We start from the raw sequence: 6,886 nt of genomic DNA on the forward strand, positions 1-6,886 counted from the left end.
AGACCTCCATCGGCCGCATCGCGCACCGCCGGATCACCGACTCCGCGAACGAACCCGACCCGCAGGCCGCGCTGGAAAACATCCGCGCCACCTACAAGGCCGGCGACACCGACCTCGCCTGGACCCGTCTCACCAACTGGCGCATCCAACTCGCCGCAGCCCTGGACGAGGTGGACACCTCCCCGGTGACAGCGGTCGCCGTCGAAGGTGCCTCGGATTCACCCAGCACCATCCTGCTCGCCGCCTGGCTCACCCTCACCCTGGACGCGCCGGTCACCATCGTGGCCGACCCAGCGGGGACCGGGATCCGCCGGGTGCGCCTCAGCCGCCCCGGCGGCGATGTGCAGCTGTTCCGCCCGGGGCTTTCCGTCGCCGAGCTCACCCAGCCCGGCCAGCCAGCCCAACGGATCTCCCTGCCACGGCGCAGCCTCCGCGACTGCCTCGCCGAAGAACTCCGACGGCTGGACCCCGACGAAGTCTTTGGCGAAGTGATTACTATTGGACTGCCACGAACCAATCTAAGGAGCGTCCGTCCCAGTGAGCGTTGAGCCCAGAGTAAGCGTCCATCCTGATTCGTCCGTCCTGATGGCGGCCATTGCGGCCCGGCTCATCACCAAGCTCGTGGATGTGCAGGACAAACACGGCGAGGCCACTGTGGTGCTCACCGGAGGCACGGTGGGCATCGGCACGCTGAAGGCTGTAGCTGACTCTCCGGCGGCGCCCGCCGTCGACTGGTCCAGGGTGAACTTCTGGTGGGGCGACGAACGTTTCGTTGGTTCCGCGGATCCGGACCGGAATACGAAGCAGGCGTTTGACGCCCTGCTCTCGCGTATCCCGGTGGACCCGGAGCGCGTCCACCAGCCCGGTTCCTCCGACGACTTCGAGACACCCGAGGAGGCCGCCGAGGACTATGCACGGCGGCTGCGGGAGGCTGCGGCGGCCGAACATGCGGCCGACATGTCCGATGACCGGCCCGAACATCCCGCGGCGCTGCCCCGGCTCGATGTGGTGCTGCTCGGCGTGGGGCCTGACGCCCATGTTGCTTCGCTCTTCCCCGAGCAGGCAGGGATCCGGGAAAAGGAACGGACGGTGGTGGGAGTCCGCAACTCCCCCAAGCCCCCGCCCCTGCGCGTGTCACTCACCCTGCCGGCCATCAACACGGCCGCGGAGGTGTGGATGGTGGTTGCTGGCGAGGACAAGGCAGGTGCGGTTGGCCTGGCCCTTGCCGGGGCCAACCCCGTGCAGGTGCCCGCCGCCGGTCCGCGGGGAACGGCCCGGACCCTCTGGCTTATCGACGAGAACGCCGCGTCACGTGTCCCGCAGCAGCTCGTCCGAAAGGATCCCGCGGGCGCGTAGCTTTTCCAGCGCTCCGGCCAGGACGTCTTCGGCGTCCTGGCCGGAGCGCCTTTCTTTAACGTACTCAAGATGGCTCTTGTAGCCATCGTCCAGCGCATCGGCCGCTGCCGCGGCATGGCCGTCCCTGGTGGCGGGAGCCCCGCACCTCCGGCAGTCCCACACCACCGGGATCTGGTCTTCCGGCAGCTTGAGGAACACGGGCTGCGTTTCGTGGCCCTTGGCGCACCAGTAGGACACCTTGATCCGCGGCAGGGGGGAGCCGTGGTCCTCGCCGGACTGGAGGCTGGAACCTGATCCCGCTGTTACTCCTGCTCGGGTACCGCGGAAGCCTGATGCTGGATGGACCACCGGAACTCCTGCCTCGAAATTGCCTGGCTTAAACAAAAACTGTGGCTGTCGGGAACCGACAGCCACAGTTTAGTAGGCAGATGCGCCGGGCGGGAGTGTCCGCCGGCGTGCCTCAGCCGAGGAGAATCAGGAGTCGCCGCCGCTGAACCGCATGATCAGGCCCAGGGCGATGATGACGATGCCCCAGGTGACGCCCAGGATCACGGTGAACCTGTTCAGGTTCCGCTCGGCCACGCCGGAGGAGCTCAGGCCCGAACTCATTCCGCCGCCGAACATGTCCGACAGACCGCCGCCCCGTCCCTTGTGGAGAAGGATGAGCAGCGTCAGCAGGAGGCTGGTGATGCCCAGGAGGATCTGCAGGATGACATGAAGAACGTCCACGACGGCCTTTCAGGAAGTTGGGATTGCGGGAGTGTGCGCTGCGGGACGGACTAGTCCGCCACCAGGTGACTCTCGAACCTGACAATATTAGCAAACTCGGCCGGATCGAGGCTTGCGCCACCCACCAGCAGGCCGTCGACGTCGCGCTCCTTCAGGATGGCGGCGGCGTTGTTGGCCTTGACCGATCCACCGTAGAGCAGGCGGGTCCTGGCAGCGACGTCGGCATCGAACAGCGAGGCGAGCTCGGCGCGGATGGCGGCGCACATCTCCTGTGCGTCCTCCGGGCCGGCAACTTCACCGGTGCCGATGGCCCAGACGGGCTCATAGGCAACTACGAGTTCTGCAGCCTGCTCGCTGGTCAGGCCCGCGACGCCGGCGCGGAGCTGTTCCAGCGTGTGGTTGACGTGCGTGCCTGACTGGCGGACCTCCAGGCCCTCCCCGACGCACAGGACGGGCGTGAGGCCATGCTTGAAGGCAGCCTTGACCTTGGCGTTGAGGACGTCGTCGGATTCGTTGTGGATGGTGCGCCGTTCGCTGTGGCCTACCAGCACGTACTTGCATCCGAGCTTGTTGAGGAACTGGCCGGAGATGTCGCCGGTGTAGGCGCCGGAATCGAACTGGGAAAGGTCCTGGCCGCCGTAGGCGATGTCCAGGTCGTCGCCCTGGACGAGCGTCTGGACACCGCGGAGGTCAGTGAACGGCGGGAAGACAGCTACCTCGACGCGGCTGTAGTCGTGCTTGGCATCCGAAAGGGTCCAGGCCAGCTTCTGCAGGAGGGTGATGCCCTGCACGTGGTCCATGTTCATTTTCCAGTTGCCCGCGATGAAGGGCTTGCGGTCGAAAGCGCCGTTCGTTGACGAAGTCACGTAATCTCCAAAAAGTCTTGATAAGTGATTGGCCGGCAGGCTGCCGCGCGGGCAACCTGCCGGCCTGAGGACTGGAAGGTGGGGTGCTGGCTAGCGGTCCAGGACGCTGAGGCCGGGAAGTTCCTTGCCTTCGAGGTACTCCAGGCTGGCGCCGCCGCCGGTTGAGATGTGGCCGAACTGGTCATCTGCGAAACCAAGGGTGCGGACGGCAGCCGCGGAGTCGCCGCCGCCCACCACCGTGAACGCTTCGGTTTCGGTGAGGGCCTGCGCAATGGCGCGGGTTCCGGCGGAGAATGCTTCGAATTCGAAGACGCCCATCGGGCCGTTCCAGAAGACCGTCCTGGCTCCCTTGATCCGGCCTGCGAACGCAGCGGCTGAGTCCGGGCCGATGTCCAGGCCGATACCCTGGGCACCGAAGCTGCTGTCCTCGATGGCGTCGGCGGAAACGGTCTCGTGCGCAGCGTCAGCCGCGAACTTCTCCGCCACCACGACGTCGGTGGGCACCACGAATTCGGTGCCGGCGTCCGAGGCGCGCTTCAGGTAGTCCTTGACCACAGGGATCTGGTCCTCCTCGAGCAGGCTGGAAGCCACCTTGTGGCCTGCTGCGGCGAGGAAGGTGAACAGCATGCCGCCGCCCACCAGGATGGTGTCAGCCTTGCCGATCAGGTTGTCGATGACCGCCAGCTTGTCCGAAACCTTGGATCCGCCGAGCACCACAACGTAGGGACGCTGGGTATCGGCCGTGAGCTTGCGCAGGACCTCCACCTCGGTGTGCACCAGGTCGCCCAGGTAGGACGGAAGCCGGGTGGCGACGTCGTAAACACTGGCATGCTTGCGGTGCACAGCGCCGAAAGCGTCATCCACGTACGCGCCGTTGTCACCGGTCAGCGCCACCAGCTCGTCAGCGAAGGTGCCGCGCTCGGCGTCATCCTTGCTGGTTTCGCGGGCGTCGAACCGGACGTTCTCCAGGACCAGGGCTTCGCCGTCCTGCAGCGACGCCGCGGCTTCCTTGGCGGAACTGCCGACGGTGTCCCCCGCCAGGGTGACCTTGAAGCCGGCAAGTTCCGCCAGGCGGTCCACTGCGGGGCGGAGGGAGTACTTATCCTCGGGCGCGCCCTTGGGGCGTCCAAGGTGGGCTGTTACCAGCACGCGGGCACCGGCGTCCGTGAGCTTTGACAGCACTGGAAGTGAGGCTTTGATGCGGCCGTCGTCAGTGACTGTAGAGCCGTCGAGCGGCACATTCAGGTCACTACGAACCAGAATGTACCGCCCGCGGACACCTTCAGCGAGAAGTTCGTTGAGGGTGTGTGATGTCATGTGTCTAACCCTAGCCCAGCTTGGACGCGACAAGCTCCGTAAGGTCGACGAGGCGGTTCGAGTAGCCCCATTCGTTGTCATACCAGGAAACAACCTTGACCTGGTTGCCGATGACCTTGGTCAGTCCGGCGTCGAAGATGGACGAGGCGGGGTCGCCGACGATGTCGGAGGAAACGATGGGCTCCTCCGTGTAGGTCAGGAAGCCCTGCAGTTCCTCGGACTCGGCAGCACGCTTGAGGGCGGCGTTGACTTCCTCAACGGTGGTCTCGCGGGAGACGGTGACGGTGAGGTCGGTGGCGGAACCGGTGGGCACGGGAACGCGGATGGCGTAGCCGTCCAGCTTGCCCTTCAGCTCGGGCAGGACCAGGCCGATGGCCTTGGCGGCACCGGTGGAGGTGGGCACCATGTTGACGGCGGCGGCGCGGGCACGGCGGAGGTCCTTGTGCGGGCCGTCCTGCAGGTTCTGGTCGGCGGTGTAGGCGTGGACGGTGGTCATGAGGCCGCGCTCAATGCCGAACTCGTCGTTGACCACCTTGGCCAGCGGGCCCAGGCAGTTGGTGGTGCAGGACGCGTTGGAAATGATGTTGTGGGTGGCGTTGTCGTACAGGTTGTGGTTGACACCCATGACGATAGTGATGTCCTCGTCCGAGGCCGGAGCGGAGATCAGGACCTTCTTGGCGCCGGCGTCGATGTGCTTTTGCGCATCGGCGGCCTTGGTGAAGAAACCGGTGGACTCGATGACGATGTCCACGCCCAGCTCGCCCCAGGGGAGTTTGGCGGGATCGCGCTCTGCAAGGACCTTGACGACGTTGCCGTTGACGACGATGTTGCCGTCTTTGACCTCGATGGTTTCCTTCAGGCGGCCGCCCACGGAATCGTACTTGAACAGGTGTGCCAGGGCCTCGGGGCTGGTGAGGTCGTTGACGGCTACGATCTCGAGGTCCGCGCCCTGTGCAAGTGCTGCGCGGAAGTAGTTGCGGCCGATGCGGCCAAAGCCGTTGATACCAATACGGGTCGTCACTTTTTCAGTCTCCTTGGTGCTTTTAGAAGCACTACTAGTTGAGCGGGCGTTCAAGCCAACTAACAGATCCCGCACGCCATTGGGCAGAGATGATTTACATACGGAGGGCGACCAGCCTCATTGCTGAAGGCTAACCGCCTTCCGTGACCTATCTTACGTTTAACTGGGTCCGCCCCCGCAAGTGCGGGGGCGGACGGTCCACATCGCGGCCCATTTAAGTCCGAATGTGAAGTTTGTAACAAGCGCTTTGAGCGCGAGGCACTACGGGAGGGTGATCAGGCCCGTGGCATTGGTGCGTGCTGCCTCGAAGCGCTTGGCGACGTCGGCCCAGTTCACGATGTTCCAGAACGCCTTGACGTAGTCGGCCTTGACGTTGACGTAGTCCAGGTAGAAGGCGTGCTCCCACATGTCGAGCATCAGCAGCGGGGTGGTGCCCAGCGCCGTGTTGCCCTGCTGGTCGTAGAGCTGCTCGATGACCAGGTTGCCACCGATGGGCTCGTAGGCCAGGAAACCCCAGCCCGATCCCTGCAGGCCGAGTGCGGCTGCCGAAAACTGCGCGCGGAAGGCGTCGAAGGAGCCGAAGGCGTCGTCGATGGCGGCAGCCAGCTCACCCTCGGGCTTGTCGCCGCCGTCCGGGGACAGGTTGTTCCAGAACACGGAGTGGTTGACGTGCCCGCCGGTGTGGAACGCGAGGTCCTTGGAGAGCCTGTTGATGTTGGCGAAGTCGCCCTTCTCGCGGGCTTCGGCCAGCTGTGCGAGGGCGTTGTTGGCGCCAGCAACGTAGGCGGCGTGGTGCTTGCTGTGGTGCAGCTCCATGATCCGCGCGGAGATGTGCGGTTCAAGGGCGGCGTAGTCGTAGCTGAGTTCCGGCAATACGTACTCGGTCACAAAATCCTCCAATATCGTGGACGCTCGGTCCGGTTGGTAACTCTCGGATTGTGCATCCGGGCGGCGGGCGCCCGGAATCTTTTTGATTCTATGGGTCGGTCACTCGTCCAGCATTTCGGGCGTCACATTGGCGTCCGTACCGGGAATGCCGAGGTCAGCGGCGCGTTTGTCCGCCATGGCCAGGAGGCGGCGGATGCGTCCGGCAATCGCGTCCTTGGTCATGACGGGGTCGGCCAGGCGCCCCAGTTCGTCCAAGCTGGCCTGCTTGTGTGCCACGCGCAGCTCGCCTGCGTACTTCAGGTGCTCGGGAACGTCGTCGCCCAGGATCTCGAGGGCACGCTCTACACGGGCACCGGCTGCCACTGCTGCCTGGGCCGAGCGGCGCAGGTTGGCGTCGTCGAAGTTGGCCAGGCGGTTGGCGGTGGCGCGGACTTCCTTGCGCATGCGCCGCTCCTCCCAGACCATCAGCGCATCGTGGGCGCCCATGCGGGTGAGGAGGGCGGCGATGGTATCGCCGTCGCGGATGACCACGCGGTCCACGCCGCGGACTTCCCGCGCCTTGGCCTGGATGTCCAGCCGGCGCGCGGCCCCCACCAGCGCCAGTGCGGATTCCGGGCCGGGGCAGGTGACCTCCAGCGAGGAGGACCGGCCCGGCTCGGTGAGCGAGCCGTGGGCAAGGAACGCGCCCCGCCACACGGCTTCCGCGTCC

At 65.6% G+C, this 6,886-nt stretch carries 9 protein-coding genes; 2 read left to right on the top strand and 7 right to left on the bottom strand.

Annotated elements, in window-relative coordinates; genetic code table 11:
- Positions 1–548 (top strand): glucose-6-phosphate dehydrogenase assembly protein OpcA (locus AC5RTT_RS19005; protein ID WP_494146493.1); only part of this gene is annotated, 548 nt, incomplete at its 5' end.
- Positions 538–1,356, top strand: coding sequence for a 6-phosphogluconolactonase (gene pgl, locus AC5RTT_RS19010; RefSeq protein WP_494146494.1), 819 nt, complete (start codon positions 538–540; stop codon positions 1,354–1,356). The genes AC5RTT_RS19005 and pgl, both read left to right, overlap by 11 nt.
- Here pgl and AC5RTT_RS19015 read toward each other — a convergent pair.
- The 7 genes from AC5RTT_RS19015 to whiA all read right to left on the bottom strand — a co-directional run.
- Positions 1,309–1,704 carry an RNA polymerase-binding protein RbpA gene (locus AC5RTT_RS19015; protein WP_494009076.1) on the bottom strand — a complete coding sequence of 132 codons (396 nt, stop codon included), beginning with the start codon at positions 1,702–1,704 and terminating at the stop codon, positions 1,309–1,311. The genes pgl and AC5RTT_RS19015 overlap by 48 nt on opposite strands.
- Before the next feature lie 126 nt (positions 1,705–1,830).
- On the bottom strand, positions 1,831–2,085 hold the full coding sequence (gene secG, locus AC5RTT_RS19020) for a preprotein translocase subunit SecG (RefSeq protein WP_009357659.1): 255 nt from the start codon (positions 2,083–2,085) through the stop codon (positions 1,831–1,833).
- A 50-nt stretch (positions 2,086–2,135) separates the two neighbouring features.
- Positions 2,136–2,951, bottom strand: a complete 816-nt coding sequence (gene tpiA / locus AC5RTT_RS19025; RefSeq protein WP_494009075.1) for a triose-phosphate isomerase — start codon at positions 2,949–2,951, stop codon at positions 2,136–2,138.
- A gap of 90 nt (positions 2,952–3,041) precedes the next feature.
- Complete coding sequence (locus tag AC5RTT_RS19030; protein ID WP_494146495.1) at positions 3,042–4,268, bottom strand: phosphoglycerate kinase; 1,227 nt, start codon at positions 4,266–4,268, stop codon at positions 3,042–3,044.
- Between the two features lie 10 nt (positions 4,269–4,278).
- Entirely contained in the window at positions 4,279–5,289 is a 1,011-nt protein-coding gene (gap, locus tag AC5RTT_RS19035; RefSeq protein WP_459792717.1) for a type I glyceraldehyde-3-phosphate dehydrogenase, read from the bottom strand.
- A 261-nt stretch (positions 5,290–5,550) separates the two neighbouring features.
- Complete coding sequence (locus AC5RTT_RS19040; RefSeq protein WP_307610108.1) at positions 5,551–6,177, bottom strand: superoxide dismutase; 627 nt, start codon at positions 6,175–6,177, stop codon at positions 5,551–5,553.
- Between the two features lie 99 nt (positions 6,178–6,276).
- The coding region (whiA, locus tag AC5RTT_RS19045) for a DNA-binding protein WhiA (RefSeq protein WP_494146496.1) at positions 6,277–6,886 on the bottom strand (610 nt) is incomplete at its 5' end.

The organism is Arthrobacter sp. Y3221157, from assembly GCF_059089865.1.